This window comes from Ectopseudomonas alcaliphila (assembly GCF_900101755.1).
Taxonomy (GTDB): Bacteria; Pseudomonadota; Gammaproteobacteria; order Pseudomonadales; family Pseudomonadaceae; genus Aquipseudomonas; species Aquipseudomonas alcaliphila.
Genome location: NZ_FNAE01000011.1, coordinates 42,777 through 68,883, shown reverse-complemented (window position 1 = coordinate 68,883; position 26,107 = coordinate 42,777). Strand labels below are relative to the sequence as shown.

The window sequence follows — 26,107 nt, the reverse complement described above, 5'->3', positions numbered from 1 at the left end:
GATGGACGCTAATCGTCTGCTGGCCAAGTCGTGGCTGCCGGGGGTTGAGCTGTTTCATGCCGACTTCTCCGGGCAGGCGTTCGGCCGGCACAGTCACGATGCTTTTGCCATCGGTGCCATCCTCCAGGGCGTCGGCGGTTATCAGTGCCGTGGCCAGCGCCACGCACTGCCGGCCGGTACGCTGTCGCTGATGAATCCCGAGGAGCCGCACACCGGGCATGCCGAGTCGCCACGCCTGGTTTACCGCATGCTGTATGTGGAGGAATCGCGGTTACCTGCTCTGCTCGGGCGCAAGCGTCTGCCCAGTGGCTTTCGCGCTCTCAACCCGGATGACGACGGCCGCGTCGCGGCAGGTCTTGCGCAGCTGGCTGGCGAGTTCGAGCGTGGCGATGCGCTGGCGCTGGAGAGCGAACTGCTGGCGTTGTTGGAGCTGGTATTCGTCCGTCATGGCGGTTTGCGCGAGGCCAGGCCGGCCTGTCGCGATGGCGGCGTGACGGCCTACCTGCGTGATTATCTGGAAGCGCATTACGCCGAGGCTGTCCGCCTCGAGCACTTGGGGGCCTTGGTGCAGCGTCACCCACGCCACCTGATCGACGCGTTCCGTCGTGCCTATGGCGTGCCACCGCATACCTATCAGCTGCAGCGCCGGGTGCGTGAAGCCAAGCGCAGGTTGTTGCAAGGCCAGGCCCTGGCCGATGTCGCACTGGGCCTGGGCTTCTATGACCAGGCGCATTTCAACGGCGTCTTCCGCCGCTTCACCGGCGTCACCCCAGGACGTTTTCGCGCCTTGGCACAGGCCTGATTCTGCTGGGCTGTGCGCGAAGTCAAATCGGTGCGCACCGATTTACGCGGCAGCGATTGCGTCGCTGCTGACTCTGAGTTTTTTCCAATACAGCGATATCTGCCTTTGCCGACACTGCCTCCGCCAAAAGGAGGTTCCATGTTCGCGCTGTTTCTGCTGGTTGCCGGTACTCATTTCGCGGCCCTGCTTTCGCCGGGGCCGGACTTCTTTCTGTTGATTCGCTCCGCGCTGACCAAAGGCCGGCGGCAGGCCGACGGTTGTGCCTGCGGCATTGCCCTGGCCAATCTGCTGAGCATGCTGCTGGTGTTGTTCGTCATGGCGTTGTTGCCCGCCGAGGGCAGTTGGCTGTGGCGCGGACTGCAGGTTGTCGGCGGGCTGTATTTCGCCTGGATCGGCCTGCAGGCGCTGGCCTCGCGGCGGGATCTGGTCCTGCCGCAGGGTGATCAGCTGAGGCTGGGCGGGGTGTGGAAGGGCATGCGTCAGGGGCTTCTGGCCAGCAGCCTCAACCCCAAATTACCGCTGTTCTACGCCGGGCTGTTCGGGGTACTGCGCGAGTCGGCGATGCCGGCATGGGGGTTGGGCCTGGCGATGCTGTGGATGACCCTGGTGGTGCTGTTCTGGGATCTGGCGCTGGTGCGCCTGCTCGATCAGGCGCGTTGGCGCAGCTGGTTGCAGCGTAGGGTGCGCTGGCTGGATCGCGGCTGCGGCGGCTTGTTGCTGGCGCTGGGCGGCTGGCTGTTGCTGGGCGCTCTGTAGTGTGGCGCCGCTCCTGCCCGGAGCGGCGCATCCTGGTCAGCGGCGCTTGAGCAACCAGCGCTGCGGGCCGGGCTGGTACTCGGGCATCTCGTCGAACTGAGCGCGGTTCTGCGCTGCAAAAATGCGTAGCTGATTGCCCTCGTGAACGAACAACCAGGGGCTGCCCTGGTCGCCAGCTTGCAGCCAGAGGCTGTCGTGTTCGCCACTCATGGCGGCGCAGTCGCCCGCCAGGCAAAGGGCGAAGCGTTCCGCGCCGGGCAGGCCTTGCACCTGGCCGTCGCTGTTGAAGCGTACCAGGCCGCCCTGACCCTGGCCTTCCTCGATCAGCCAGTCGCCACCCAGGTAGTCACGATATAGCGCCTGTTCGAAGCTGCTACCCAGCGGCATGGGCTCGCCCGTGCTGTTGACGCGAGTGAAGTGCTGCTCGGGCCAGTAACCGCTGGCAATCTGCACCAGCTCGCCGTTCTGTACGGCCAGTTGTTCCTTGTAGTCGCCGTAGAAGGTCACCTGCCAGCGTCCCTCGCCGGCGCTCTGCAGCCTGCCTTCGGCCAGTTCGAAGCCGTTGCTGTAGCTGGCCTGCTGACGTTCAGGATCGATATGCCATTCGAGGTTGGGCCCATAGGCGAGTAAAGCTTCGCGCAGGCGACCGCTTTCGCGGGCGGCATCGATGGCTGCCTGGTTGATCCAGGTACCGCTCGGGTCGTTGTTCGGCGTGCTGGCGCAGCCGCTCAGCAGGGCGCCGCATAGCAGCAGAGGAAGCAGACGCATGGCGATCTCCATGCCGGGGAAGGGAGAGCGGGGCGTGACGCCCCGCTCGAACGACTTACTCGATGACCAGAATAGCGTCCATTTCCACCTGCGCGCCGCGCGGCAGGGCGGCAACGCCAATGGCGGCACGTGCCGGGTAGGGCTGTTCGAAGTAGCGGCCCATGACCTCGTTGACCTTGGCGAAGTGCGACAGGTCGGTGAGGAAGATGTTCAGCTTGACGATGTCCTTGAACGAGCCGCCGGCGGCTTCAGCCACGGCCTTGAGGTTCTCGAACACCTGCACGGTCTGTGCTTCGAAACCTTCGACCAGCTCCATGCTCACCGGGTCCAGCGGAATCTGGCCGGACATGTAGACGGTGTTGCCAGCCTTGATCGCCTGGGAGTAGGTGCCGATGGCGGCCGGGGCCTTGTCGCTGGTGATGACGGTCTTGCTCATGAATCGCTCCTTGTGAGAACTGGCTGGGTCGAGCACCCAGCCTACAGACTGGAAATAGGGGAATTGTGTCAGGCGCGTACTCGGGTGATACGCATCACGCCCTTGAGTGCACGCAGTTTCTTGATCACGCGGGCTAGGTGCACGCGGTCATGCACGCTGACCACCAGTTGCACGACACTGATACGGCCGTCGCGCTCGTCCATGCTGATCTTCTCGATGTTGCCATCGGCGGCATTGACGCTGCTGGCGAGCAGGGCGATCAGGCCGCGCTGGTGCTCCAGCTCGACGCGCAGCTCGACATTGAACTCGCCGGTGACGTCCTTGGCCCAGTTGAGCTGAATGCATTTTTCCGGGTTGTGGCGGATGTCGACGATGTTCCGGCAGCTTTCCATGTGCACCACCATGCCCTTGCCGGCAGACAGGTAGCCGACGATGGGATCGCCCGGGATCGGTGTGCAGCACTTGGCATAGCTCATCACCAGGCCTTCGGTGCCGCGAATTGCCAGCGGGCCTTCGCTGCTCGGCAGGGTCTCGTCGCCGCTTTCGGCCAGCAGACGGCGGGCGACGACGTAGGCCATGCGGTTGCCCAGGCCGATGTCCTCCAGCAGGTCCTCGATGACTTCCTGGCGGTACTCGCCCAGCACTGCTTGCACGCGCTCGGGGGAAATCTTCTCCAGGTTCGTATCGAAGCTGGTCAGCACCTTGTTCAGCAGGCGTTCGCCGAGGCTGATGGACTCCGAGCGGCGCTGCTGCTTGAGGGCGTGGCGGATATGCGTGCGTGCCTTGCCGGTGACCACGAAGTTGAGCCAGGCCGGATTCGGCCGGGCGCCCGGCGCGGTGACGATTTCCACCGTCGAGCCGCTTTCCAGCGCCTGCGACAGGGGCGCCAGGCGACGGTTGATACGGCAGGCGATGCAGGTGTTGCCGACGTCGGTGTGCACCGCGTAGGCGAAGTCGACCGCGGTGGAGCCTTTCGGCAGCTCCATGATGCGGCCCTTGGGCGTGAACACGTAGACCTCGTCCGGGAACAGGTCGATCTTCACGCTCTCGATGAATTCCAGCGAGTTGCCGGCGCGTTGCTGCAACTCCAGCACGCCTTTGACCCACTGCCGCGCCCGGGCGTGGTTGCCCTTCGGGGCTTCGTCGTCGTTGGACTTGTACAGCCAGTGCGCGGCGATGCCGTTGTTGGCCATCTCTTCCATCTCGCGGGTGCGGATCTGGATCTCGATGGGCACGCCGTGCATGCCGAACAGCGTGGTGTGCAGCGACTGATAGCCGTTGGCCTTGGGGATCGCGATGTAATCCTTGAAGCGACCGGGCAGCGGCTTGTAGAGGTTGTGTACGGCGCCGAGCACGCGGTAGCAGGTGTCGACCTTGTCGACGATGATGCGGAAGGCGTAGACATCCATGATCTCGTTGAACGCCTTACGTTTGCCGCGCATCTTCTGGTAGATGCTGTAGAGGTGCTTCTCGCGGCCGATCACTTCGCCTTCCATGCCTTCGCGCTGCAGGCACATCTGGATCGATTCCTCGATCTTGGCCACGATCTCCTTGCGGTTGCCCCGAGCGCGGCGCACGGCGGCGCGGATGCGCTCGGAGCGCATCGGGTGCATGGCCTTGAAGCCCAGGTCTTCGAACTCCACGCGCATGTTGTGCATGCCCAGCCGGTTGGCGATGGGCGCGTAGATTTCCAGGGTTTCCTTGGCGATGCGCCGGCTCTTCTCATGCGGCATGGCATCGAGGGTGCGCATGTTGTGCAGGCGGTCGGCGAGCTTGACCAGAATCACGCGGATGTCGCGGGCCATGGCCATGGCCATCTTCTGGAAGTTCTCGGCCTGCGCCTCGGCCTTGGTCTCGAAGTTCATCTGGGTCAGTTTGCTGACCCCGTCGACCAGTTCGGCCACGGTTTCGCCGAACTGCGCGTTGAGCGCTTCCTTGGCGATGCCGGTGTCTTCGATGACGTCGTGCAGCATGGCGGCCATCAGGCTCTGATGATCCATGTGCATATCGGCGAGGATGCTGGCCACGGCCAGCGGATGGGTCACGTAGGCTTCGCCACTGCGGCGGCGTTGGCCATCGTGCGCCTGTTCGGCGTAGAAGTAGGCCCGGCGAACCAGGTTGACCTGGTCATGGCCGAGATAGGCCGAAAGTCGGTCGGCGAGAGCGTCTATACCAGCCATGGGGTGTTCCCCTCATGACCAGTTTGGCTCCCCGCCGCGCAACTTCGACCCGGCATCATCGACTTACAGAGGCTCGTTGGCCTCTTCCTCGAAGGCAGCGAACAGCGGTTCTTCTTCGACGATGTCTTCCTGGGCGATCACTTCGTAGTCCACCAGGCCGGCAGCGATTTCGCGCAGGGCCACTACGGTGGGCTTGTCGTTTTCCCAAGCCACTTTCGGCTCTTTGCCGCCGGTGGCCAGCTGGCGCGAACGCTTGGTCGCGAGCATGACCAGTTCGAAGCGGTTATCAACGTTGTCCAGGCAATCTTCGACGGTAACGCGAGCCATGGTGTTCCTCGTAACTTGTGCGGATAAGCTTGGCCCGAGCGGGCGAGCGGACTGAATATTGTAAAGCAGCTTCAAGCTTCAAGCTACAAGTAGGAGCCAAACCGGCCTTGCTTTTACTTGCAGCTTGTGGCTTGAAGCCTGCGGCTGCTCTTATGCCAGCAGTTCGCTGAGCAGCCCGGCATGGCGCTGCTGCTGTTGTGTTTGCGACAACTGGTTGCTGCGGAAGATCGCTTTCAGGTCGCTCAAGGCGTGGGCGAAGTCGTCGTTGATCACCAGGTAGTCGTACTCGACATAGTGGCTCATCTCGCTGACGGCCTCGCGCATGCGCCGTTCGATGATCTCGCCGCTGTCCTGGCCGCGGTTGGTCAGGCGGTGGCGCAGGGCCTCCTGGGTCGGCGGCAGGATGAAGATGGATTTGCTCTGCGGCATCAGCTTGCGCACTTGCTGTGCGCCTTGCCAATCGATCTCCAGAATCAGGTCGAAACCTTCCGCCAGGGTCTGCTCGACCCACTTCTGCGAGGTGCCGTAGAAGTTGTCGAACACCTGGGCGTGTTCGAGAAACTCGCTGCGCTCGATCATGGCGCTAAAGTGCGCGTGGTCGACAAAGTGGTAGTTGACCCCGTCCACCTCGCCCGGGCGCATGGCGCGGGTGGTGTGCGAGACCGAGACGCGAATCTGCGCCTCGCTGTCGATCAGGGCCTTGACCAGGCTGGTCTTGCCGGCGCCGGAGGGTGCGGAAACGATGTAGAGGGTGCCGGTGGTGGCCATTAGAGCTTCCTGAGCAAATCTTGGTGGTCTTGGAAACGTAGCGAGCGACGGCTAGACAAGGCGAAATCAGGTGAGAGAGCGGAGTTTACGACTGTAAATGAGCATTTCGAACCTGATTTCAACGCGGTATAGCCTAGCGCAGCAGTTTTCACTCGATATTCTGAACCTGCTCGCGCATCTGTTCGATCAACACTTTCAGATTGACGGCCGCCTGCGTGCTGCGCGGGTCGAACGCCTTGGAGCCGAGGGTGTTGGCCTCGCGGTTGAGCTCCTGCATCAGGAAGTCCAGACGCCTGCCGGCAGCGCCGTCGGCCTTGAGCACGCGACGCACTTCGCTGACGTGAGTGCTGAGGCGATCCAGCTCCTCGGCCACGTCGCTCTTCTGCGCGAGAAGCACCAGCTCCTGCTCCAGGCGCTGTGGATCGAGTTCGGCCTGCATCTCGGCGAAGCGGGTTTCGATCTTGGCGCGCTGCCCGGCGAGCATTTGCGGCACCAGTTCGCGCAGGGCAGCGACTTCGTCGAGGATGCTGTCGAGGCGATCGTTGAGCAGCTTGGCCAGCTCGGCGCCCTCGCGGGCGCGACCGGCCTTGAGCTCGCCCAGCGCCTGGTCGAACAGCTTCAGCGCCGCGCTGTTGAGCGCTTGCGGGTCGGCCGAGTCGGCCACCAGCACGCCGGGCCAGGCCAGCACTTCCAGCGGGTTGAGGGGCGCCGGTTGCTGGATCAGCGCGGCGACCTGCTCGGCGGCATTGATCAGTTGACGTGCGCGTTCGCTATCGACCTGCAGCGGCTTGCCGGCTGTTTCCTCGGCGAAGCGCAGGGTGCATTCCACCTTGCCGCGCGATAAGCCCTGGCGCAGTGCTTCACGCACTGCGCCCTCGAGATCGCGAAAGGCTTCCGGCAGGCGCAGGTGTGGTTCGAGATAACGGTGATTGACCGAGCGCAGCTCCCAGCTCAGTGTGCCGTGGGCGGTTGCCTGCTCGTGGCGGGCAAAGGCCGTCATGCTGTGAACCATGGGATACCTCGCGGATGTCGATTCGAAAAACGCAGGATTGTAGCCCAGGGAGAGCGCCTGTTTCATGCGCCGGCGATCAGCTCTTGGTCTTGCCTGCTGTCAGTCGGTGGCAAATCGTCGTGTCCTGTCGGCGGCTGGCCCCTATAATGCGAGCTGTTTTCACTTAATGAAGTAGGTATCGCTCGATGAAACGTCCCAGTGGCCGCGCCGCCGATCAGTTGCGCTCGATTCGCATCACCCGCAACTACACCAAGCATGCCGAAGGTTCGGTGCTGGTCGAGTTCGGCGATACCAAGGTGATCTGCACCGTCAGTGTCGAGTCGGGTGTGCCGCGCTTCCTCAAGGGCCAGGGCCAGGGCTGGTTGACTGCCGAGTACGGCATGCTGCCGCGCGCCACCGGCGAGCGTAACCAGCGTGAGGCCAGTCGTGGCAAACAGGGCGGTCGTACCCTGGAAATCCAGCGCCTGATCGGTCGTTCGCTGCGCGCTGCACTGGACATGACCAAGCTGGGGGAGAACACCCTGTACGTCGATTGCGACGTGATCCAGGCTGACGGTGGTACCCGTACCGCGTCCATCACCGGCGCCATGGTGGCACTGATCGATGCGCTGAAAGTGCTGAAGAGGCGTGGTGCGCTCAAGGGCGAGCCGCTCAAGCAGATGATCGCTGCCGTGTCGGTCGGCATCTATCAGGGCGAGCCAGTGCTGGATCTGGATTACCTGGAGGACTCCGCCGCCGAGACCGACCTCAACGTGGTCATGACCAACGCCGGCGGCTTCATCGAAGTACAGGGCACCGCCGAAGGCGCGCCGTTCCAGCCTGATGAGTTCAACGCCATGCTGGCGCTGGCGCAGAAGGGCATGAACGAGATCTTTGAACTGCAGAAGGCCGCTCTGGTCGACTGAGACTTCAACCGAGCAAGGAGCACCAGCATGAACGACGATATGCACAATCCGCTTCCGACGCCCAGCCAGGAGGCCCGCCAGTGGGCGATGTTCTGCCACTTCGCGGCGTTTCTCGGGCTGGTGTTCCCCTTCGGCAATCTGCTTGGCCCGCTGATCGTCTGGCAGATCAAGAAGGACCTTGACCCCTTCGTCGATGCCCAAGGCAAGGAGGCGCTGAACTTTCAGATCAGCGTGGCACTGGCGGCGATCGTCTGCTTCATCCTGATGGTGGTGATCATCGGCTTCCCGCTGCTGGTGCTGCTCGGTATTGCCGCGCTGGTGCTGACCATTATCGCGGGGATCAAGGCCAACGAGGGGCAGTCTTATCGCTATCCGTTCAGCTGGCGGCTGATCAAGTAATTCAATGGAGTTGGACGGCCGGGGGTGACCTCCGCCATGCCAGGGAAGGACAGTTTGATGAAAGTGCGAATGTTGATGCTGGCTCTGTTTCTGACAGCGCTAGTCGGCTGCGGTGATGCTGCTCGGACGCTGGCCGAGCAGGCGAAACTGCAGGCTTTGAGGGTCGAGGCTGCGCAATTGCACGACGCTGGGCAGTCGCGGCAGGCGATTGCCAAGTTCGAAAAGGTAGTCGATAGCCCGATCGCAACGGATGCGGAGAAAGCTCATGCGCTTCGCTTCATCTCGCTGGGCTATTACGAGCTGAATGAATTTCCGCGCTCAGGCGAGTACGCGGCCAAGGCTGCAGCCTACTATCCGCAGGGCTCCTACGATTACCTGGTGAACATGGCTGACGCCGACCTCATGCAGGGGCGCGTAGCTGAAGCCGCTGCCAAGCTGGAGCAGGCGCAGGCCATGGAGCCTCGTGGTCTGGCGGCCAACAACGTGCTGGGTCTGCTTTATCTGGGTGACAACGGTGAGCAGTATTCCGATTACCCCAAGGCGCTTGTCTACAATCGGGCGGCTTTCGAGATCGAGCCGGGGCGTATTACCGAGATCGCCTTGGTGCGTAACTACCTGGCTCTGCATGAATACGAGCAGGCCCAGTCTCATCTACTCGATCTGAGTCGGCGCTATGCCGATGACATTCTTGTGCGCGATCTGTTGGAGCAGGCTGAGAATGGTCTGAAACAGGCTCGCGAGTGACAAGAAAAAGCCGGCGATAAGCCGGCTTTTTCGTACCTGTCGATCAGATGCTGAGAATCCAGTCGTAATCGACGATCAGCGGCGCATGCTGGGAGAAGCGCGGCTGACGTGGCAGGCGGGCGCTACGAACGCTACGGCGCATGCCTGGCGTAAGCAGTCGGTAGTCGAAGCGATAACCCAGATTGAGCATTTCCGCCTGCTCGTTATCCGGCCACCAGCTGAACTGGTCGCCTTCGCGGCTGACTTCGCGCAGGGCATCGACATAACCCATATTGCCAACCACCTCATCCATCCAGGCGCGCTCGGGCGCCAGGAAACCAGGTGATTGCTGGCAGTCACGCCAGTTCTTCACGTCCAGCTTCTGATGCGCCACATGCAGCGAGCCGCAGTAGATGTACTCACGACGCTTGCGGCGTTGCTTGTCCAGATAATGGGTGAAGTCGTCCATGAACTTGAATTTCTGATTCAAGCTCTCGTCACCGTCCCGCCCGCTTGGCAGGAGCAGGGTGGCGATACTTACCTTGTCGAAATCGGCCTGCAGGTAGCGCCCGTAGCGATCGGCCATCTCGAAGCCGAGGCCGCTGATCACCGCCTTGGGTTGCAATCGCGAGTAGAGCGCCACGCCACCTTGGCTGGGCACTTCACCGTCGCATGCATAGAGGAAATAACCATCCAGCTGGAAGGCTTGGTCGTCCATTTCAAAGGCGGAGGCACGGGTGTCTTGCAGGCAGATCACGTCGGCATTCTGGGCTTGCAGCCAGCTGAGCAGACCTCGCTCGGCCGCAGCCTGAATACCATTCACGTTCACACTGATGATCCGCATAAATGGCCCCCAAAAACACGTGCGTGTATGATACCCGAGCTCACCTCATTTAGCTAAATCCGTGCCGTCCGGGACTTTTCATGCAAGCGTATCAGCGCGATTTCATTCGCTTTGCCATCGAACGCGGTGTTCTGCGTTTTGGCCAGTTCACCCTCAAGTCCGGGCGCACCAGCCCCTATTTCTTCAATGCCGGCCTGTTCGACAGCGGTCTTGCGTTGGCTCAGCTGGGGCGTTTCTACGCCGCGGCCATCGTCGACAGCGGCATCGACTTCGATGTGCTGTTCGGCCCGGCCTACAAGGGCATTCCGCTGGCGGCGACCACTGCCGTGGCGCTGGCCGAGCATCATCAGCGCGATCTGCCCTGGTGCTTCAACCGCAAGGAAGCCAAGGACCACGGCGAGGGCGGTACCCTGGTCGGGGCGCCGCTCAAGGGACGGGTGCTGATCGTCGATGACGTGATCACCGCCGGCACCGCGATCCGCGAAGTGATGCAGATCATCCAGGGTCAGGGCGCTCAGGCGGCCGGAACATTGATCGCGCTCAACCGTCAGGAGCGGGGTCAGGGTGAGCTTTCCGCCATTCAGGAAGTCGAGCGTGACTTCGGCATGCCCGTAGTGAGCATCGTGTCACTCGAACAGGTACTGGAATATCTGGCAGGGGATGCTGAACTGAAGCAATATCTGCCGGCTGTCGAGGCCTATCGCGCCGAGTACGGAATCTAGCCCTAGCACAAGGTAGTCCTATGCCCGCACCGCTCCTGACCCGCTGTACGCTGCTCTGTAGCCTGCTGCTGCCGTTGTCGGGGGTGGCTGCCGAGCTGTATCGCTACGTCGATGACAAGGGCGTGACGGTGCTCAGTCGCCAGGGTGTGCCGCCCGAGTTCATTGGCAAGGGTTATGAAGTGCTCAATGACCAGGGCCGTGTGGTGCGGGTGATTCCGCCAGCGCCGACGGCGGAAGAGTTCGCCCGCATGCAGGCGGACAAGGCCCGCGCCAGCAACGATGCCCAGTTACTGCGGCTGTACACCAATCTTGATGATGTTGACCGCGCCCGTGAGCGTAAGCTGGCCGAGCTCGACAGTGTCACCAACGTCGCTCGTGGCAATCTGCAATCGGTGCGCACTCAGCAGGCCAACCTGCAGAGTCAGGCTGCCGACCACGAGCGTGCCGGGCGCCAGGTGCCGGCGCATTTGCTGGCGCAGATCAACAACCTCAAGGAAGAGCAGCAGCGTCTGCAGCGTGACATCGCCCGCTACAAGGAGACGCGCACCCAGGCCGAGGCCGGTTTCGCCGCTGATCGCGCGCGCCTGGCCGAGCTGTTCGGCGAGCCGCCGCGCAAACCCTGAGTCAGCCCTGCGGCAGGGTCTTCTCGAAGTTCTCGATTTTTTCTCTGAGCCACTGCGGCAGCGGTGCGCTGGCGCGTGTCGCGCTGTTGGCGTGTACGTAAACGATTTCACCGCTGGTCAGCAGCTCGCCGTCGCGCCAGATGCCGAGGGTGAAGGTCAGGCTGGAGCGGCCCAGGCGAGCGCTGCGGATGCCAATTTGCAGTTGATCGTCGAAGCGCGCCGGGGCGCGGTATTCGAGCAAGGAGCGGATGGCGAAGAAATCACCGCCGTCCCGAGCCAGATCGCTGGGGTAGGCGACGCCCAGGGCTCGGAAGTATTCGGTGATGGCGACGTCGGCGTAGGTCAGGTAGTGGCCGTTGAAGACGATGCTTTGCGGATCGACTTCGGCCCAGCGCACGCGCAAGGTGTGGAAGAAGGTGAATTGGCTGGGTTCAGGCAGGCTGCTCACGGGCGCTCCGTCATGAGGGTTGCCGGGTAAGCGTGGTTGTTGAGAGGGCTTGCGGCAAGTTCGAGTTGGTGTGCGGATGGCCTGCGATAAGCCGGCTCTATGGCCCGGGTTGGGTGCGCTGTGCGCACCGCTATGTTTGCCAAACCCTCGCCCTGGGCACCCTCGGCTTTGGCCTCCTGCGTCGCTCTACCTCCTGCATCCACGCGGTGCGGGAGAAAGGCGTCAGAAGGCCGCCTAGCGGCCGCTGTTCAAGGGCGTTTGCGGTTGCTGATCATGGTGCCATTGCCAATGTCAGTGAAGATCTCCAGCAGAACGGCATTCGGCACGCGGCCATCGATGATGTGCGAGCTGGTCACACCACCTTGCACCGCCTCCAGGGCGCATTTGATTTTCGGCAGCATGCCGCCGTAGATGGTGCCGTCGGCGATAAGGTCGTTGACCTGCTCGGTGGTAAGGCCGGTGAGCACCTCACCCTGTTTGTTCATCAGGCCGGCGATGTTGGTCAGCAGCATCAGTTTTTCGGCTTTCAGCGCCTCGGCCACCTTGCCAGCGACCAGGTCGGCGTTGATGTTGTAGGACTCGCCATCCGGCCCTACGCCGATGGGGGCGATGACCGGGATGAAGTTGCCCTTGACCAGCATGTTCAGCAGCTCGGTGTTGACCCCGATGACCTCGCCGACATGGCCGATGTCGATGATCTCCGGTTGAGTCATCTCGGGGGTCTGGCGGCTGACCGTGAGCTTCTTGGCGCGGATCAGGCAGGCGTCCTTGCCGGTCAGGCCGATGGCGCTGCCGCCGTGTTGGTTGATCAGGTTGACGATGCTCTTGTTGACCTGACCGCCGAGCACCATTTCCACCACGTCCATGGTGGCGGTATCGGTGACGCGCATGCCGTCGATGAAGTGGCTCTCGATGGACAGGCGCTTGAGCAGATCGCCGATCTGCGGACCGCCGCCGTGCACCACCACCGGATTGATGCCGACAGCCTTCATCAGCACGATGTCGCGGGCGAAGCCCTGCTTGAGCTCCTCGCTTTCCATGGCGTTGCCGCCGTACTTGATCACCAGGGTCTTGCCGACGAAGCGGCGGATATAGGGCAGGGCTTCGGACAGTACCTTGGCAACCTGGGCGGCGGCGTCACGCTCGAGGGTCATGCAGGGGCTCCTGGAACAGGTCGATCAAAAGGGGAGTGGCAGGTCAGGTGCGACCTTGAGCAGTTGGGCGCGGAAGACGTTCTGGATACGCTCCAGTTCTTCCTGCGTGTCGGCCTCGAAGCGCAGTACCAGCACCGGTGTGGTGTTGGAGGCACGGATCAGGCCCCAGCCCTTGGGATAGTCGACGCGAACGCCATCGATGCTGGTGATGTTCGCGTCGCCCCATTGGCCTTCGCGTTGCAGGCGCTCGATCATGCCGAACTTGGTCTGTTCGGTGACCTTGATGTTGATTTCCGGTGTGGAAATATCGCTGGGGAAGGCGCTGAACACCTGCTCGGCGTTGCGCTTGTCGAGGCTGAGAATCTCCAGCAGGCGTGCGGCGCTGTAGATGCCGTCGTCGAAACCGTACCAGCGCTCCTTGAAGAAGATATGACCGCTCATTTCGCCGGCCAGCAGGGCGCCGGTTTCCTTCATCTTTTTCTTGATCAGCGAGTGGCCAGTCTTCCACATCACCGGGCGGCCACCGTAGCCGCTGATCAGCGGGGTCAGGCGGCGGGTGCATTTGACGTCGAAGATGATGTCGGCACCGGGGTTGCGCGACACCACGTCCTTGGCGAACAGCATCAGCAGGCGATCGGGGTAGACGATGGTGCCGGTGTTGGTCACCACGCCGACGCGGTCGCCGTCGCCGTCGAAGGCCAGGCCGAGGTCGGCATCTTCTGCCTTGACGCGGGCGATCAGGTCGACCAGGTTTTCCGGTTTGCCTGGATCAGGATGGTGGTTGGGGAAGGTGCCGTCCACTTCGCAAAACAGTGGAATCACGCTGCAGCCCAGGGCTTCGATCAGTTGCGGGGCGATCACGCCGGCGGCGCCGTTGCCGCAGTCCACGACTACGCGCATTGGCTTGGCCAGGGCGATGTCGTCACGAATGGTCTTGAAGTAGCGTTGCAGCACGTCGACCTGCTGCACGCTGCCGACGCCCGTGGCCAGGTCGTTGTTGTCCAGGCGTGTCTTCAGCGCGAGGATCTGTTCGTTGGCCAGGGTGTCGCCGGCGATGATGATCTTGAAGCCGTTGTAATCCGGCGGGTTGTGGCTGCCGGTGAGCATCACGGCGGAACGGCCTTCCAGCACGTTGGCGGCGAAGTACACCACCGGCGTCGGCACCATGCCGACGTCAGTGACTTCGCAGCCGCAGTCGAGCAGGCCCTGTACCAGTTGCTGCAGCAGTTCCGGGCCGGACAGGCGGCCGTCGCGGCCGACGATGACCTTGGGTTCGCCCTGTGCCAGGCTCTGCGAGCCGATGGCGCGGCCAATCCAGTAGGCGTATTCGGCGGTCAGGGTGTCACCCACCACGCCACGGATGTCGTAGGCGCGGAAGATGTCGGCGGGAAGTTTGGGGGCGCTTTGGCTAGTGCTCATTGCGGGGCTCTGCTCCAGTCCCAGGAGATCCTGGTCTTCATCGAGAATGTCGATATCGAGGATATCGGTGTCCTGAAACAGCGGGTCGACCAGCTCGGCTGGCTTGGGTGCCGGCTGAGCGGTGGGTGCCGCGGCTGTTCCTTTAACAGGGGTACTGTTGCCTTCAGGGCTACTGCGGCGCGGCAACCGTGCCAGGCTTTGGGCCAGTGCATCGAGAGCCGGTATGCTGAGGCTGAAGGCTTTGACGTTCTTACCCGCAGAGAGTTCTTTCAGCATTTGTCCGAGTTGCTGGGCGTCGAGGTTGACGCGCCGCTGCAGCGCGCCCTGCACCAGGATCATGCCGATCATCGCGCCGCCCAGTGCAAGCAGGAACGCGAGGCCGAGCATCGCCGGAGGAATGCTGCCCTGAGCCAGGCCGGGGCCTGGGGTGAAGCTGATCGTCCAGTAAGGGTTGCCGGTGGCGAAGGTCTGCGCGGCGGCTGCGTCGCCTGCCTGACCGCGTTGCAGCAGCACCTGCGCTGGTGTGTTGGCGAACTGCTGCACCAGCTGCACCTGGCCATACTCGGCGGGTAGCGCCGGAAGAGCTGCGAGCAGTCGCTGCAGGTCGAAGGCCAGCAGCAGCGTACCCTGGGCCGGTTGGTTCTCACTCAGGCGCAGCGCCACGGCGCTGTAGGCCAGCCAGCGCTCGCCCACGCGATAGGCTTCGGCGGCGGGTTGCTGGCCGCTTTCAGTACGGCGCAGCATATCCAGGCCGGCGAAGTTCATCGGCGCGGCGCGGGAGGTGTTCTGTACCGCTTCGCCGCGGCGGTTGAGATGGGCATCGATCACGCCATCCCAGTAGCCCAGGCGTCGTTCGACTTCGCTGACCCGCAGGTTGTCGCCGCTCTGCAGTGCTTGCAACAGCTCCGGGTTGCGCGCCGCGGCGAGGCTGTCGGCCTGTAATTGCTTGAGCGCCTGTTGCACGGCAGCGGCCTGGTTGCTGCCGATAGCTTGCACCAGCGCTGCCTGGCGTGCCTGGCTGCTGCTGTTGTCGGCAAGCCACAGCAGCGCGGCGCCAGCGACGCCGCCGATCAGGGCGGCCAGCAGACCGGGTAGCAGGGCGCCCAGTGAGGGGTTCGCCGTCTTGCTCTTGGGCTTGCTCGGCACCAGGCTGGCAGCCGTGTCGGCTTCCTTGGCGGTACGCTTGAAGAGTTTCACGTAGGTGCTCCTCGGCGGGTCGTCCTGTGGGGTATGAGTCAGTGGCTACCGGAGTGGCCGAAGCCGCCGGCGCCACGCTGGGTCTCGTCGAACTGCTCGACCAGCTCGAAGTGGGCCTGCACCACCGGCACCAGCACCAACTGCGCGATACGCTCGCCGATGGCGATGGTGAAGGGCGTCTGACCACGGTTCCAGCACGACACCATCAGCTCGCCCTGGTAGTCCGAGTCGATCAGACCGACCAGGTTGCCGAGCACGATGCCGTGTTTGTGGCCCAGGCCCGAGCGCGGCAGGATCATCGCCGCCAGGCCGGGGTCGCCGATGTAGATCGACAGGCCCGTCGGGATCAGCACGGTCTGGCCTGGCTCGAGGACGATCTCCTCCTTGAGCATGGCGCGCAGGTCGAGGCCGGCGGAGCCGGGCGTGGCGTATTGCGGCAGAGGGAATTCCTGGCCGAGGCGGGGGTCGAGGATCTTGGCTTGCAGAGCGTGCATGGTCAGTTCTTGTTCAGTCGTTCGGCGATAAGGGTGATCAACTGGCGGGCGATCTTGCCCTTGCTGGTCTGGGCGAAGCTGGTTTGCTGCAGCTCGCGGTCGATCACGGTGATGGCGTTCTCTTCACTATTGAAGCCGATGCTGGGGTTGGCCACATCATTGGCGACGATCAGGTCGAGATTCTTGTCGCGCAGCTTGCGCGAGGCGTATTCGAGCAGGTTCTCGGTTTCGGCGGCGAAGCCCACGCTGAACGGACGATCCTCGCGGCCGGCGATGGTGGCGAGGATATCCGGGTTGCGCACCATTTGCAGGAGCATCCCCTCGCCGCTGGTGGGGTCTTTCTTCAATTTGTGCTGGGCTACCACTTCTGGGCGGTAGTCGGCCACTGCTGCAGCGGCGATCAACACGTCGCAGGGCATGGCGGCTTCGCAGGCGGCAAGCATGTCGCGGGCGCTGACCACATCGATGCGGCTGACCCGGTCCGGCGTCGGCAGGTGCACCGGGCCGCTGACCAGCGTTACCCGCGCGCCGGCTTCGGCGGCGGCCTCGGCCAGGGCGAAGCCCATCTTGCCGGAGCTGTGGTTGGTGATGTAACGCACCGGGTCGATGTTTTCCTGGGTCGGCCCGGCAGTGATCAGGATATGCACGCCATCGAGCGCCTGGCGCTGGAAGCAGTCGGCGGCGAGATGGGCGAGGTCGTCGGGCTCGAGCATGCGACCGAGGCCGACATCGCCGCAGGCCTGGCTGCCGGATGCCGGGCCGAACAGGCGCATGCCGCGTTGCTGCAGCAGACCGAGGTTGGCCTGGGTGGCGTCGTCGCGCCACATCGCCTGGTTCATTGCCGGAGCCAGGGCAATCGGCGCATCGGTAGCCAGTACCAGGGTGGTCAGCAGGTCGTTGGCCACGCCCTGGGCCAGGCGCGCGATCAGGTCGGCGGTGGCCGGGGCGATGAGAATCAGATCGGCCCAGCGCGCCAGTTCGATATGGCCCATCGCCGCTTCGGCGGCCGGGTCGAGCAGGTCGAGATGGACGGGGTGGCCCGAAAGGGCCTGCAGGGTCAGCGGGGTGATGAACTCGCGCCCGCCCTGGGTCATCACCACGCGGACTTCGGCGCCCTGATCCTTGAGTCGGCGAACCAGTTCGGCGCTCTTGTAGGCAGCAATACCGCCCCCCACGCCGACGATGATGCGTTTGCGATACAGCCGCTGCATAGGCTTGCCTTTTATATACCGGTGGATGTGCACCACGTGGCCAACGCCTCCCCAGGCCGGCCCCGTGTAAAAAGATGGGCTACGATAGCACAGCGCCCGCAGCGGAACAGCGGGCGTCTGGCTCAATAGGGAGGTGTACATGAGCATTCGCGATTGGCCCGCAGCAGAGCGTCCGCGGGAGAAACTGCTGGAGCAGGGCGCGGCGTCGCTGACCGACGCCGAGCTGCTGGCGATCTTTCTGCGTACCGGGGTGACCGGCAAGAGTGCGGTGGATCTGGCGCGCTATCTGCTCAGCGAATTCGGCAGCCTGAGAGCCTTGCTGGAAGCCGATCTGCCAGGCTTCAGCCGGCACCTCGGGCTGGGCCCCGCCAAATACGCGCAACTGCAGGCGGTGCTGGAGATGTCGCGGCGCCATCTGGCCGAGCGCCTGCGTCGCGATTCGGCGCTGGAAAGCCCGCAGGCGGTACGCGACTACCTCAAGGCGCAGCTGCGTCACGAACCGCATGAGGTATTTGGCTGCCTGTTCCTCGATGCCAAGCACCGTGTGCTGGCGTTCGAGGTGTTGTTTCGCGGCAGTATCGACAGCGCCAGTGTTTATCCGCGGCAGGTGGTCAAGCGTTCGCTGGCCAACAATGCCGCCGCAGTAATCCTTACCCACAACCATCCATCAGGTGTATCGGAGCCCAGCCAGGCCGACCGCGTGCTGACTCAGCGCCTCAAGGATGCCCTGGCGTTGGTGGAGGTGCGCGTGCTCGATCACTTCATCGTCGGCGATGGCGAGCCGCTGTCCATGGCCGAGTTGGGCTGGATGTAGGTGCGGCGCACTGACGGTAGGAGCGGATTTATCCGCGATCCTGGCGGCTCGGTGCCAGCCCCATCGCGGATAAATCCGCTCCTACAGTGTGTAGGGTGGGCTTTAGCCCACCACGATGACGGCTTATGGTGCCAGTTGTACCGAGGCGAAATTCTGCCGGCCGAACGGACTGACCTGGTAGCCCTCGACCTTGCTGCTGAGCAGCGCGAAGGCGGTGGGGTGGGCTAGCGGCAGCCAGAGCGCCTGCTCCTGAATGATCGTCTGCGCCTGATGATAAAGGCGGCTGCGTTCATCCTGGTCGCTGCTGGCTTTGCCATCGGCGATCAGCTTGTCCAGCGCTGCGTCGCAGTAGCGGGCGAAGTTCAGCCCGGATTCCACTGAGGCGCAGGAAAATTGCGGGGTGAGGAAATTGTCCGGGTCACCATTGTCGCCGGCCCAGCCCATGAACAGCAGGTCATGCTCGCCGGCCTTGGCGCGGCGGATCAGCTCGCCCCACTCGATCACACGAATCCCGGCAGCGATGCCCACCTTGGCCAGATCCGCCTGCAGCAATTGCGCGCCGAGGCTGGGATTGGGGTTGAGCAGGCTGCCACTGGGGCGGGTCCAGATGGTGGTTTTGAAACCCTCTGCCAGACCAGCCTCGGCCAGCAGGGCGCGGGCCTTGTCTGGCTCATGCGCATAGCCAGGCAGCTCGCTGGCGTAGCTCCAGGTATTCGGCGGGTAAGGGCCATTGGCCGGCTCGGCACTGCCTTCGAACACGGCCTTGACGTAGCTGGCCTTGTCGAACGCCAGGTTGATCGCCTGGCGCACTTGCGGTTTGTCCAGCGGCGGGTGCTGGCTGTTGATGCCGACGAAGGCGGTCATGAAGGCGGCGGTCTGCGCACTTTTCAGCTTGGCGTCGCCAGCGATGGCCTGCACGTCCTGCGGTTTCGGCGACAGGGCGATCTGGCATTCGCCACGGCGCAGTTTCTGCAGGCGCACGTTGCTGTCCGGGGTGATGGCGAAGATCACCCGGTCCACGCCCGGCTTGCCGCCAAAGTAATCGGGATTGGCGCGGTAGCGCACCGCGGCATCCTTCTGGAAACGCTCGAAAACGAACGGGCCGCTGCCCACTGGCGCGCTGTTGAGCCTCTGCGGTGTACCGGCGGCCAGGAGCTTGTCGGCATATTCGGCGGAGTAGATAGAGGCGAAGCCCATGCTCAGGGTGGCGAGGAAGGTCGCATCGCGGCGGTTCAGGGTGATGCGCACGCTATGTGCATCCGGCGCCTCGACCTTGGCGATCAGGCTTGGCCACTGCATCGACTGGGCGTGGGGATAACCGCTGGTGGCGACCGCGTGCCAGGGGTGCTGAGGATCGAGCATGCGCTGGAAGCTGAACAGCACGTCCTGAGCGTCGAGGTTGCGGCTGGGCGAGAAATCGGCGCTGTGGTGAAACTGCACGTCGTCGCGCAGTTCGAAGTCGTAGACCAGGCCGTCGGCGGAGATCGACCAGCTGCGCGCCAGGCTCGGCAGCAGCTTGCCCTGCTCGGCATCGAACTCCACCAGGCGGTTCATCAGCATGTCGGCCGAGGCATTGGTGGTGGTCAGCGAGTTGTACTGCACCACGTCGAAACCCTCCGGGCTGGCTTCGGTGCAGACGCTGAGGGTGGCGGCCTGAGCCAGGATCGGGGAGCACAGTAGAGCAGCGAGCAACAGGCGCATGGTGAAGTCCTCATTCCTGGCGTGAACGGCAAGCTTGCAACCCTAGTCGATTTGCCGGGCGCTGAATACCCGATCGAGGCGACGAGCGGTCAAATCTTGATCAGGCCCCAAGGGCCCGGCTCCCCGCAGGTGTGCTTGCTCGGGCTTGAGTTCTATCCTGCGTTTTTCCTTGTTGCTCTCAGGGCTTTCTGGTATAAAGCAGCGCTCTTTTCTAGGGGCCCGGTTCTTGCGCTATCCAGTGCGCCCGGTAAGACCCTCGAGAAACGCGGCGCCGAGCGCCAATGACATTGAGTTTAAGCGGCCAACCCATGCCGGGTTGGGCATGTGGTTTTAGAGGGCTGAGGCATGTCGAGAGTCTGTCAAGTTACCGGTAAGGGTCCGGTAACCGGGAACAACATTTCCCACGCAAACAACAAAACCCGTCGTCGTTTCCTGCCGAACCTGCAGCACCATCGCTTCTGGGTCGAGTCCGAGAAGCGCTTCGTGCGTCTGCGCGTATCTGCCAAAGGCATGCGTGTTATCGACAAGCGTGGCATCGACGTAGTGCTGGCTGAGCTGCGCGCTCGCGGCGAAAAGGTTTAAGGAGAGAGTCATGCGTGAACTGATCCGTTTGGTGTCCAGCGCCGGTACCGGCCACTTCTACACCACCGACAAGAACAAGCGCACCACCCCTGACAAGATCGAAATCAAGAAATTCGATCCGGTCGTACGCAAGCACGTGATGTACAAGGAAGCCAAGATCAAGTAATTGATCGGCTGCCTGTCGAAGAAGCCCGCCCTAACCGGCGGGCTTTTTTATGCCCCGTATTTCCTGGCGGCCCCGGGGCTAGCGATTGCACGGCTCATTCGTGCTGGCCGGTCGCGCGACTATTGGTCGCGCATTTTTTTGCGCTACTCGACCAACTGCGACTTACGTCACGCAAAACCCAGGTTTAGACTGCGCTGCTGCCCTGGAACTGACTCATCCATCAGCTTTGCCGTGGATGTGGGCACATGGGGTTCGGGCACCCTCCGTTCGTCATTCGCCCAGAGGCTCGCATGACCGCTTCAGCTCATAGTGTGGAAGTCCTGATTGCCGAGGCGGACCCCTGGACCTCCAGCCTGCTGCAGCAACTGGTGCTCGATGTGTGTGGCGATGCCCGTGTGTTGCAGGTCAGCGATGGCCAGGCGGCACTGGCGCGCTGCAAACGCCGTTTGCCCGACCTGGTGATCGCCGATGGCGAGCTGCCGGGGCTCGATGGCCTGGAGCTGCTGCGCCAGTTGCGCCGTCACCCGCGTACACCGGCGCTGCCGTTCGTGCTCATCAGTGGTCGCCTGGATGCCAGCAGCGTCCGCGCCGCTCGGCCGCTGGCGCCCAGTGCCTACCTGGGCAAACCCTTCAATGCCGAGAGTCTGCGGCAGCGGCTGCGCACGTTGTTGCCCTCGCCTGCGGCAGCGGTGGTGGTGCGCGAGCCGCTGCTGGTCAGCGAGCTGCGTGACTTTCTCGATACGGTGCGCGAAGAGGGGCAGGGCGCGCCGCTGCTCAGCGACGTACGTAATGCCGTGAGCCAGGGATTGCAGACCGGCGAGCAGGACCTGGGCGAGCTGGAGACCGTGTTCGGTAGCGACCCGCAGATCACCGCGCTGCTGATTGCCGCCGCCAGCACTGCCGCGCAGCATCAGGGGGGTGCCTTGTCATACCCTGACGCAGGCGCTGCATCGCCTGGGTGTGGCGCGCACACTGAACCTGGTGCTGGGGCTGGCTCTGCAGCGCAATGCACAGCTGCGTGACCCGCGATTGGCCGAGTTGGCCGCGCATACCTGGCAACGAGCGCGACGCAGTGCCGAGCTGGCACGCTGGCTGGCGCTCGAGCTGAAACTGGACGCCGAGCTCTGCTACACCGCCGGCCTGCTGCACAATCTGGGCGAACTGGCCCTGCTGCGCAGCCTGCAGGACTGGCAGGAAGCAGGTGGTGAACTGAGCAATGAGCAGATCGACGATGCGATGCAGCGCCGCTCGGCGAGTTTCGGTTCGGCACTGCGTATCCGCTGGCGTTTGCCGTTCGGCCTGCGCGAGCTGATCGCCGCGCTCTACAGCCTGGGCAGTGGCGTGTTCTCGCGTGAGGCACTGGTGCTCAATCTCACCGGCCTGTTGCTGGCCTTGCCAAGCAACGAGCTGCCAGCCAGCCTGGCCGAGGCGCGCAGCGTGCGCATGTTGCGCTTGGATCTGGCGCTGCTCGAGCGCGTGCCGGTGGAGCTCTACCAGGCTTCCTGAGTATCGGGGCGACGCGCGTCGTCGGCCTGTTGCCGCAAGGGCTGCGGGCGGCCAACGAAGTAGCCCTGGGCGTAGTCGATGCCGAGGCGGCGCAGGCAGTCCAGGCTGGCCTGGGTTTCGACGAATTCGGCGACGGTGAGCAGGCCCAATTGCCCGGCGATCTGCCGCATCGAGCCGACCATGGCCTGGTTGATCGGGTCGTTCTCGATGCCGCTGATGAAGCTGCCGTCGATCTTGAGGATGTCCAGCGGCAGGTGACGCAGATAAGCGTAGGAGGCGAAGCCGCTGCCGAAATCGTCCAGGGCGACTTTCAGCCCCTTGCTGCGCAGCTCCTCGATCCACTGCGCGGAGACGCCCAGCTCACCGAGGGCGACCATTTCCGTCACTTCGATGCAGAATTTTCCCGGCGGCAGGCCGTGGCGCTGCAGTTCGTCCTGCAGCAAACGGTGGAAGTCGCAATCGAGCAGGGAGCTGGCGCTGAGGTTGACGTTGACCTGAGCCAGTTGCGCCAGGTGTCGCGGGTTGGCTGCCAGCCAGGCGCACAGGTGCTGGACGACCCAGCGGTCGATGGCGCCGAGAAAGTCATAACGCGCCGCTGCGTCGAGAAACTGCGCCGGGCTGATCCACTCGCCGCTCTGCGGGTCGCGGTAGCGCAGCAGGACTTCGTAGTGCAGGCCGGCGGTGGCACTCTGCAGCGCCTGTACCGGTTGGTAGAACAGCTCGAAATGGCCGCGTTCGCAGGCTTCGCGCAAGCGGGTGATCCACTGCAGCTGGCGTTGATGCTCGAGCAGCGCGCCATCTTCCGGGTTGAACTGGCACACGCGGTTGCGGCCCTGATGCTTGGCCAGCTGGCTGGCGCTGCTGGCCCAGGTCAGTGCGGTCTCCCAGTCGCGTACGCCGGAGCCGAGGGCGAGCAGGCCGATGCTGGTGTGCAGACGGAAGGGGCGCCCCTGCCAGGTGAAGACGAACTGCTCGACCGCCCGGCGCAGGGCCTCGGCCTGTTTGAGAGCGGCGTCGTCATCGACCTCGCGCAGCAGTACGGCAAACTCGTCACCGCCGACGCGGGCCAGTTCGGCATGGCGCGGCAACTGGTGCGCGAGCTGGGTTGCCAGTTGTCTGAGCAACTGGTCGCCGGCAGAGTGGCCGCAGAGGTCGTTGACCTGCTTGAAGCGGTCCAGGCTCAGGTGCAGCAAATGGCTGAAGCGGCGTTTGGCGGTGCCGCCCAGGGTTTCCGAGAGCAGCCTTTCCAGTTCGCGGCGGTTGAGCAGACCGGTCAGCGCGTCATGCGCGGCCAGTTGCTGCAGGCGTTCCTCAAGGGCGCGGCGCTCGCTGAGATCGACCACGATGCCCTCGATGCAGTCCCGCTGTGGGCGCAGGTGCAGTGACAGGTAGACCCATAGCGGGCGCTGCTTGAGGTCGTAGAGTTCACATTCGCAGCTGACCATGCCGGCCTGCTCGTCGAGCTGGCGCAGCAGCGCGCGCCACTGCGCTTCACCCAGCAGACGCTGCAGGGAGAGCTGGTCGATGTCATCCGGCAGGCTGGCACTGCCGAGCAGACGCGCCAGGCTCGGGTTGGCCTCCAGCAGGCGGCCGTCGCGCTGGCAGCGGAATATGCCCTCACCGCTGTTGCGAAACAGCGCCTGGTACTGTTCCAGGTTGTCGATGGCCTGCGCCTGGCTGCTCAGCAGGACCCGGCGCACGCGCTCCAGCTGTTTGTCGAGCAGGGCACCGAACAGCAGCATGCTCAGCGCCGGCAGGTAGGCATACAGGGCATGAAAGCCGGCAGGCAGCGGAACCAGACCGACCCGGCTCAGCGGCACCAGCAGCATCAGCACCAGCACCGCGCTCCAGCACAGCAGATAACCCGGCGCATAGGGGCGGCGCTGGTGGACGCCCAGGCACATCACCAGCAACTGGTAGAGGCCAGTGCAGAGGATCAGCAGATTGAGCGTCTGGTAGGTATAGGCGTGACTGCTGGCCAGGCCGCCAATGCACACCAGCAGGATGGCGGCGAACAGGGCGTCTCGCAGCCAGCGCAGGCGTCCAAGCTGCAGGCGCAGAGCGCTGGCGAGAAACAGCGAGCTGAAGATCAGCATGCCCGCGGTGGTCAGGTTGACCAGCAACTTGGGTAGCAGCGTCCACTGCGGCCAGAGCAGTCCGGCGATGTTGTACAGGCTGGTGTTGTACAACGCCACGCACAGCGAGGTGAGGCTGAAATAGGCCAGTTGCGTTTCGCGCAGGGTGCTGTACTTGACCAGATAGAACAGTGCCAGGGCGAGCAGGGCGCCGATCAACAGACCGCTTTGCAGCCAGCTGTGGGCGATCAGCTGTTGGCCCTGCTCGGCGCCGACCACCTGCAGTGGCAGGTTGATCGCCGAATGGCTCTGTACGCGCAGCAGCAGGCTGTGTGGGCCTTCGCCCAGGCGCGGCAGGTTGAGCAGAAACTGCGGGTAGGGCTCGCCACGCTCCAGGAACGATCGTGTTGTCCCGCTGTACAGCGGACCCAGAGCTTGTTCTCCATCGAACAGCCAGACTTCCAGATCATCGAGGAAGGTCTGGCCGATGATCAGCTGCAGACGTTCGGCCGGTGGTGTTTGCAGTTGTACGGCAAGCCACCAGGCGCTACGCGTGTAGCCGATGCGCGCGGTACCCTGCACCTCCCTGCCTTGCTCGGTGATGCGCTGCAGCACTTCACTGGCGGTCAGCTGGCCACTGGGGTCTTCCAGCAGCAGGCTGCGCTCGATGCTCACCGGTTCGGCCAGGTCGGCGGCGCTGAGCTTGAGCAGCGGCAGCGCACTGCTCGCCCAGGCCGGCACGACGCAGGCCAGGCAAAGCAGCAATATCAGTGAGCGAAGCGGTCGAAGCATCCTGGGCGCCTCATGGCTACTACGAGGGCGCCGAAGTCCGGTGGACGCTGTCGGGTCTGGGGAGCGGTTGGGCGCAGGGCAATTCTAGCCGACTACTGGCGCTATGATTGCGCTGCGAGTCTCATCCGTCGGGATCGCCTGGTGAATGACTGCGCGGCCTCTCGAGCCGGGTTCAGGCAGTCTGCGTGTGCTCCTCGGTCGCCTTCTGACGACGCGTCCAGCGATTGGCACGGGCGAAGGTGCCGAAGTCGTTGAAGCGTACGCCCATCTCGCGCATCACCCGGTGGGCGAAAGGCACGGTCAGTTGGCGGATATAGAACGGCTCCTTGACCACGAAATGGTGGATCGCATGGCTGCTGCCGAAGTTGAAGCAGAACGCCTGCAGCGGCCACAGCCACCAGGGGTTGAGCACCTGGGTCTGCTGGATCACGTTGCCCGGCTCGACATCGCCGTAGTAGTGCATGTTGGAGCTGACGAAGTGCAGGCAGAAGGTGCGCAGCACGTTGGGCCCGACCAGCACCACCACGGCGATGTTCACCACTGCCATCACGCTCAGCGTGCTGGCCGACCAGGCGATGGGCGCACCGAGCGCAGCGCTGGCCCAGTCCAGCAGATGGAAACCGAGGAACAGGTACCAGGTCGCCCAGTTCAGCAGCCCCAGCGGTGCGTAGACCTTCAGCGTGCGGGTCAGAATCATCCGCCGGTGCTCGGGATTCTTCGCCCGCAGCCAGCGGATGAAGGAGCTCATCATGTTGTCGCCGACCATCAGCAGGCGGGCGATGCCCCAGGGCTCGCCGTTGGTGATGGCGCGCTCCTCCATGTCCGCTTCACTGCCGGAAACCTTGTGATGGTTGAGATGCAGATGGCGGCGTACCCAGGGGTTGATGGTGCTCGGCCGCGCCAGCCAGACCAGTGCCATCATCAGGTTGTGCGGCAGCGGCCGCTTGCGGAAGTACATCGAGTGGATCAGGTCGTGTTCCAGCTCGTGGGTCAGCGAGGCGAAGAAGGCGTTGAGCAGCAGGCACGCCCACCAGGCCAGATGGCCGCCGATATACAGTGCAGCCGAGCCGACCATGCCGAGCAGCGCGAACGCGAGAATACCGGCGCCGAGCGCGTCCTGATGTTGCAGGATCGGGTAGCGCTGGCGCAGGGCGTTACCGTGGGCCATCACCTGTTCACGGATATGTGCAGCGCGTTGCTGGTCATTAAGGCTTGCGGGGGAGGGGGACATGCCGACATCCTCTTGTTATTGGGTTGTGACTTCACTGTGCCGTGACGGTCGT

At 63.7% G+C, this 26,107-nt stretch carries 25 protein-coding genes and 1 pseudogene; 11 read left to right on the top strand and 15 right to left on the bottom strand.

The annotated features are described in order from the left end of the window. Window position 1 precedes the first annotated feature (1 nt). Together BLR77_RS22980 and BLR77_RS22975 are read left to right on the top strand one after the other, a co-directional pair. Window positions 2-802: an AraC family transcriptional regulator gene (locus BLR77_RS22980; protein ID WP_074682246.1), complete on the top strand. Its 801-nt coding sequence runs from the start codon at window positions 2-4 to the stop codon at window positions 800-802. A 138-nt stretch (window positions 803-940) separates the two neighbouring features. Further along, the gene (locus tag BLR77_RS22975) at window positions 941-1,558 is read left to right on the top strand and encodes a LysE family translocator (RefSeq protein WP_074682244.1); all 618 of its coding nucleotides are present in this window, start codon (window positions 941-943) and stop codon (window positions 1,556-1,558) included. A gap of 36 nt (window positions 1,559-1,594) precedes the next feature. Here BLR77_RS22975 and BLR77_RS22970 read toward each other — a convergent pair whose 3' ends face one another. The 6 genes from BLR77_RS22970 to BLR77_RS22945 form a co-directional block, all read right to left on the bottom strand. After that, a complete protein-coding gene (locus BLR77_RS22970; protein ID WP_074682242.1) occupies window positions 1,595-2,326 on the bottom strand; it encodes a hypothetical protein in 732 nt (243 codons plus the stop codon). Window positions 2,327-2,381: 55 nt separating this feature from the next. Further along, window positions 2,382-2,762, bottom strand: a complete 381-nt coding sequence (locus BLR77_RS22965; RefSeq protein WP_013717760.1) for a RidA family protein — start codon at window positions 2,760-2,762, stop codon at window positions 2,382-2,384. Window positions 2,763-2,830: 68 nt separating this feature from the next. Next, a complete protein-coding gene (spoT, locus tag BLR77_RS22960; protein ID WP_074682240.1) occupies window positions 2,831-4,942 on the bottom strand; it encodes a bifunctional GTP diphosphokinase/guanosine-3',5'-bis pyrophosphate 3'-pyrophosphohydrolase in 2,112 nt (703 codons plus the stop codon). A 63-nt stretch (window positions 4,943-5,005) separates the two neighbouring features. Beyond that, the gene (gene rpoZ, locus BLR77_RS22955; RefSeq protein WP_036998775.1) at window positions 5,006-5,269 is read right to left on the bottom strand and encodes a DNA-directed RNA polymerase subunit omega; all 264 of its coding nucleotides are present in this window, start codon (window positions 5,267-5,269) and stop codon (window positions 5,006-5,008) included. A 150-nt stretch (window positions 5,270-5,419) separates the two neighbouring features. Beyond that, window positions 5,420-6,037: a guanylate kinase gene (gene gmk, locus BLR77_RS22950; RefSeq protein ID WP_074682238.1), complete on the bottom strand. Its 618-nt coding sequence runs from the start codon at window positions 6,035-6,037 to the stop codon at window positions 5,420-5,422. Window positions 6,038-6,185: 148 nt separating this feature from the next. Continuing rightward, on the bottom strand, window positions 6,186-7,049 hold the full coding sequence (locus BLR77_RS22945; RefSeq protein WP_074682237.1) for a YicC/YloC family endoribonuclease: 864 nt from the start codon (window positions 7,047-7,049) through the stop codon (window positions 6,186-6,188). A 185-nt stretch (window positions 7,050-7,234) separates the two neighbouring features. Here BLR77_RS22945 and rph point away from each other — a divergent pair, with 185 nt between their 5' ends. Genes rph through BLR77_RS22930 form a run of 3 tightly spaced genes read left to right on the top strand, consistent with a single transcriptional unit; the run spans window position 7,235 to window position 9,097 of the window. Continuing rightward, window positions 7,235-7,954 (top strand): ribonuclease PH, encoded by a 720-nt coding sequence (gene rph / locus BLR77_RS22940; RefSeq protein WP_074682235.1) that lies wholly within the window; start codon window positions 7,235-7,237, stop codon window positions 7,952-7,954. A 27-nt stretch (window positions 7,955-7,981) separates the two neighbouring features. Beyond that, the gene (locus BLR77_RS22935) at window positions 7,982-8,353 is read left to right on the top strand and encodes a DUF4870 domain-containing protein (protein WP_074682233.1); all 372 of its coding nucleotides are present in this window, start codon (window positions 7,982-7,984) and stop codon (window positions 8,351-8,353) included. 57 nt (window positions 8,354-8,410) lie between these two features. Beyond that, window positions 8,411-9,097 carry a tetratricopeptide repeat protein gene (locus BLR77_RS22930; RefSeq protein WP_238380613.1) on the top strand — a complete coding sequence of 229 codons (687 nt, stop codon included), beginning with the start codon at window positions 8,411-8,413 and terminating at the stop codon, window positions 9,095-9,097. Window positions 9,098-9,140: 43 nt separating this feature from the next. Here the strand turns inward: BLR77_RS22930 and BLR77_RS22925 are convergent, their stop codons facing one another. Further along, window positions 9,141-9,920, bottom strand: a complete 780-nt coding sequence (locus BLR77_RS22925) for an exodeoxyribonuclease III (RefSeq protein ID WP_074682230.1) — start codon at window positions 9,918-9,920, stop codon at window positions 9,141-9,143. 80 nt (window positions 9,921-10,000) lie between these two features. On the opposite strand from BLR77_RS22925, the gene pyrE reads away from it, so the two are divergent. Next, window positions 10,001-10,642: an orotate phosphoribosyltransferase gene (gene pyrE / locus BLR77_RS22920; RefSeq protein WP_013717752.1), complete on the top strand. Its 642-nt coding sequence runs from the start codon at window positions 10,001-10,003 to the stop codon at window positions 10,640-10,642. Between the two features lie 20 nt (window positions 10,643-10,662). Beyond that, on the top strand, window positions 10,663-11,265 hold the full coding sequence (locus tag BLR77_RS22915; protein ID WP_074682228.1) for a DUF4124 domain-containing protein: 603 nt from the start codon (window positions 10,663-10,665) through the stop codon (window positions 11,263-11,265). A gap of 1 nt (window position 11,266) precedes the next feature. On the opposite strand, the gene BLR77_RS22910 is transcribed toward BLR77_RS22915, so the two are convergent. From BLR77_RS22910 to coaBC, 5 genes are all read right to left on the bottom strand, one after another. Next, a complete protein-coding gene (locus tag BLR77_RS22910; RefSeq protein ID WP_074682226.1) occupies window positions 11,267-11,713 on the bottom strand; it encodes an acyl-CoA thioesterase in 447 nt (148 codons plus the stop codon). A gap of 248 nt (window positions 11,714-11,961) precedes the next feature. Continuing rightward, the gene (argB, locus tag BLR77_RS22905; protein ID WP_074682224.1) at window positions 11,962-12,867 is read right to left on the bottom strand and encodes an acetylglutamate kinase; all 906 of its coding nucleotides are present in this window, start codon (window positions 12,865-12,867) and stop codon (window positions 11,962-11,964) included. A gap of 24 nt (window positions 12,868-12,891) precedes the next feature. Further along, window positions 12,892-14,286, bottom strand: a complete 1,395-nt coding sequence (algC, locus tag BLR77_RS25630; protein ID WP_202907462.1) for a phosphomannomutase/phosphoglucomutase — start codon at window positions 14,284-14,286, stop codon at window positions 12,892-12,894. 1,235 nt (window positions 14,287-15,521) lie between these two features. Next, a complete protein-coding gene (gene dut, locus BLR77_RS22895; protein WP_074682220.1) occupies window positions 15,522-15,977 on the bottom strand; it encodes a dUTP diphosphatase in 456 nt (151 codons plus the stop codon). Window positions 15,978-15,979: 2 nt separating this feature from the next. Beyond that, window positions 15,980-17,188 (bottom strand): bifunctional phosphopantothenoylcysteine decarboxylase/phosphopantothenate--cysteine ligase CoaBC, encoded by a 1,209-nt coding sequence (gene coaBC / locus BLR77_RS22890; protein ID WP_074682215.1) that lies wholly within the window; start codon window positions 17,186-17,188, stop codon window positions 15,980-15,982. A gap of 139 nt (window positions 17,189-17,327) precedes the next feature. On the opposite strand from coaBC, the gene radC reads away from it, so the two are divergent. After that, entirely contained in the window at window positions 17,328-18,002 is a 675-nt protein-coding gene (radC, locus tag BLR77_RS22885) for a RadC family protein (RefSeq protein WP_074682213.1), read from the top strand. 123 nt (window positions 18,003-18,125) lie between these two features. Here the strand turns inward: radC and BLR77_RS22880 are convergent, their stop codons facing one another. Then, entirely contained in the window at window positions 18,126-19,703 is a 1,578-nt protein-coding gene (locus BLR77_RS22880; RefSeq protein WP_074682211.1) for an ABC transporter substrate-binding protein, read from the bottom strand. Between the two features lie 345 nt (window positions 19,704-20,048). Between BLR77_RS22880 and rpmB the strand changes: the two genes are divergently transcribed. From rpmB to BLR77_RS22860, 3 genes and pseudogenes are all read left to right on the top strand, one after another. Continuing rightward, window positions 20,049-20,285 (top strand): 50S ribosomal protein L28, encoded by a 237-nt coding sequence (gene rpmB / locus BLR77_RS22870; protein WP_003242523.1) that lies wholly within the window; start codon window positions 20,049-20,051, stop codon window positions 20,283-20,285. Window positions 20,286-20,295: 10 nt separating this feature from the next. Then, window positions 20,296-20,451 (top strand): 50S ribosomal protein L33, encoded by a 156-nt coding sequence (gene rpmG / locus BLR77_RS22865; RefSeq protein WP_003464575.1) that lies wholly within the window; start codon window positions 20,296-20,298, stop codon window positions 20,449-20,451. Between the two features lie 290 nt (window positions 20,452-20,741). Continuing rightward, a pseudogene (locus BLR77_RS22860) lies at window positions 20,742-21,957 on the top strand (HDOD domain-containing protein). On the opposite strand, the gene BLR77_RS22855 reads toward BLR77_RS22860, so the two are convergent. Continuing rightward, window positions 21,942-24,824, bottom strand: a complete 2,883-nt coding sequence (locus tag BLR77_RS22855) for an EAL domain-containing protein (RefSeq protein WP_074682206.1) — start codon at window positions 24,822-24,824, stop codon at window positions 21,942-21,944. The pseudogene BLR77_RS22860 and the gene BLR77_RS22855 overlap by 16 nt on opposite strands. Window positions 24,825-24,996: 172 nt before the next feature. After that, a complete protein-coding gene (locus tag BLR77_RS22850) occupies window positions 24,997-26,055 on the bottom strand; it encodes a fatty acid desaturase (RefSeq protein WP_074682204.1) in 1,059 nt (352 codons plus the stop codon). Window positions 26,056-26,107: the final 52 nt, after the last annotated feature.